Annotated in this window: 1 protein-coding gene; it reads left to right on the top strand. The window is 72.7% G+C overall.

What is annotated here, in order from left to right; all coding sequences use genetic code 11:
* Positions 1–1,102 (top strand): acyl carrier protein (locus AXW62_RS39705; RefSeq protein WP_169808218.1); only part of this gene is annotated, 1,102 nt, incomplete at both ends.

Below are 1,102 nucleotides of genomic sequence, written 5' to 3'. Positions count from 1 at the left end.
ACTGCGGGAGCGTGCCGCACAGGACGACCTGCCCGCCGTACTCCGCGGACTGGTCCGTACGCCCGTCCGCAAGCAGGTCGCGACCGCGACCCCGGCCGCAGCCGGCGCCGTCGGCCAGGATGCCGACTCGCGGTGGGGCGCCCGGCTGGCCGGGCTCGCCGGTGAACGGCGCAAGGCGGCGCTCAGGGAGCTGGTGAACGCCGCGGTCGCGGACGTGCTGGGACACGCGTCGACCGACACGATCGAGGCATCGCGGCCGTTCCAGGACATGGGCTTCGACTCGCTGATGGCGCTGGAGCTCAAGGAACGCATCCAGGACAAGACCGCGACGCGGATGCCCGCCACTCTGATCTTCGACTATCCGACACCGCAGGCCCTGGCCGACTACCTGCTGCTGGAGGTCCTCGGTGCCGGAACCGAGGCCGGTGACGCCGCCACCGACCCGGCCGCGACCGACGTCGTGGCCGCCGCCACCCTCGATGAGCCGGTGGCCATCGTGGGCATGGCCTGCCGCTACCCGGGTGGTGTGGCCTCGCCGGAGGATCTGTGGCGGCTGGTGGCCGAGGGTGGGGACGCCATCACCGAGTTCCCGACCGACCGTGGCTGGGACGTGGAGGGGCTCTATGACCCGGATCCGGAGAGTGTGGGGAAGTCGTACAGCAGGCATGGCGGTTTCCTGCACGACGCGGCGGACTTCGACGCGGCGTTCTTCGGGATCAGCCCGCGCGAGGCGATCGCCACGGATCCGCAGCAGCGGTTGCTGCTGGAGGCCGCGTGGGAGGCGCTGGAGCGTGCGGGGGTCGACCCCGCGGGACTGCGGGGCAGCCGCACGGGCGTGTTCGCGGGGCTCATGTACCACGACTACGGGGCGTGGGCACCGGCCGCCGAGGGCTTCGAGGGGATGCTGTCGACCGGCAGTGCGGGCAGTGTGGCCTCGGGGCGGGTGGCGTACACCTTCGGGTTCGAGGGGCCGGCGGTGACGGTGGACACGGCGTGCTCGTCGTCTCTGGTGGCCCTGCACCTGGCCGCGCAGGCGCTGCGCAACGGCGAGTGCGATCTGGCGCTGGCGGGCGGTGTCACGGTCATGGCGACGCCGTCCACC

The sequence above is a fragment of the Streptomyces hygroscopicus subsp. hygroscopicus genome (assembly GCF_001553455.1).
Classification (GTDB): domain Bacteria; phylum Actinomycetota; class Actinomycetes; order Streptomycetales; family Streptomycetaceae; genus Streptomyces; species Streptomyces hygroscopicus.
The sequence above is the reverse complement of the archived record's forward strand: the minus strand, read 5'-3'. Positions and strand labels throughout refer to the sequence as shown.